The 1,686-nt window shown below is 64.9% G+C and carries 1 protein-coding gene; it reads right to left on the minus strand.

Going from position 1 to position 1,686, the window contains the following annotated elements:
* Positions 1–122: 122 nt before the first annotated feature.
* Positions 123–1,313 carry a DHHA1 domain-containing protein gene (locus NZM16_RS00725; protein ID WP_295477801.1) on the minus strand — a complete coding sequence of 397 codons (1,191 nt, stop codon included), beginning with the start codon at positions 1,311–1,313 and terminating at the stop codon, positions 123–125.
* Positions 1,314–1,686: the final 373 nt, after the last annotated feature.

Raw genomic sequence — 1,686 nt, forward strand, 5'->3', positions numbered from 1 at the left:
TTGGGTCCAACTCTTTTTCCCCATTTGTGGGTGGGGGGGGGGGGTGGGGGTTTGGGGGGGGGGGGGGTGGGCCCCCCCCCCCACTACGCAATTCCTACCCTGAATCCCCACAGCGATGGAGCTCACCCCATCGCTGCCCCCAGCGCCCGGCGGAGCGCCTGCAGATCCACGCGGGGAACCGGAGCCTGGGCGTAATCCGGGCGGCCGCCCCCTCCTTCCCGGCCCAGCTGCTGGAGGATGCGCTGGAGCACCTCTCGGGCATCCAGGGGAACACCTGGACCGCGGGCGACGATCAAAAGGCCGTCGGCACCCCCGGAGGCCAAGACGACCAGGCGGGGACGTCCCTCGCTCAGCCGTCGGGCCAGCCGGGGCAGGAGGCCGGAAGGCAGCTGGGGCCACAGATGCACGAGGATCTCCCCGAAGGAAGCTGGCTGAACCTTTTGCTCCAGATCGGGGAGCGCGAGATCCAGATAGAGCTCCTGGAGGGCCGTCAGCGCCTTGCGGGCTTCTTTCAGTTCTTCCTGCAGCGCCCGGACGGCTTCGGGCAGCATGGCCTCGCCCACGCTGAGGGCCCCCGCGGATTCCAGAAGGAGACGATGCTTCCTCCAGTAATCCCGTAGCGCCCGCCAGCCGCAGAGGAAGCTCACCCGGGTCTCATTTCCCCGCCGTTCCAGCTTGACGATCTTGATGGGCCCCACCTCCCCCGTGCGCCGCACATGGGTCCCCCCGCACGCGCTCCGATCGAAATCCGCCACCTCGACGATCCGGATTCGGCCTTCCACTTTTGGAGGGCGACGCAAGCCCAGCCCTTCCACTTCCTCTGCTTCCACAAACCGGGTCCGCACCTCCCGGTCCTCCAGAACCACCTGGTTGGCCAGCCCTTCCACGGCTTCGATCACCGCTGGCGGGAATCCGATCTGATCCAGATCGATGGTGATCATTTCCTCCCCCATATGGAAGGACACCGTTTGTGCCCCGGTGATCCGCAGAAACGCCTGGGAGAGGATGTGCTGGCCGGTGTGTTGCTGCATGTGATCGAAGCGACGTTCCCAGTCGATGTGGCCTTCCACCTCCCGCGTCTCCAGTGGGCGAGCCAGGATGTGCAGGATGGCTCCATCCGTGTCCTGCTCGATGACCTCCACTACAGGGATCCCGTTCAGGGCTCCCCGATCATGGGGCTGTCCCCCTCCAGTCGGATAGAACGCTGTCCGATCCAGGATGACGGCCGGTTGACCGTTATGCTCGGTGAACGCTATCACCGTTGCGGTGAACCGTTGCAGGTAGGGATCCAGCCAGTAGAGCCGTTCGGTCATCCATCGGCCTCCCGATCTTGAATGGAATGGGTCGCCCGATCCCTCCGGGGCTTTGGAGAGCGAATCCTTTATCTCGATTGGAGGGTTTGGGTGGATGGGACTAGGAGCCTTTAGCTTCCGGCCCAGCTCCCTTACTCCCAAACATCCATTTCCCCGCCCAGCCTCCGAAAGCCGGTGGTCCCTCCCGTCCGCAGGGATGATTCTTTCCCGCTGATTGCCCGCGCGGCCTTTGCCGCACGGGGAGGGGGGAAGGGGGCCATTCCCCTTCCCGGAGCCGCGCGCTCATCATTATCCTGGGAAGGGACTACTGCTTTGTCCATTTTTCATTTGGGGGTTTTCGGGGGCGATGCGGGGGACCTTGGCCCCCCGCACC

Source organism: Thermoflexus sp. (assembly GCF_025055495.1).
Lineage (GTDB): Bacteria > Chloroflexota > Anaerolineae > Thermoflexales > Thermoflexaceae > Thermoflexus.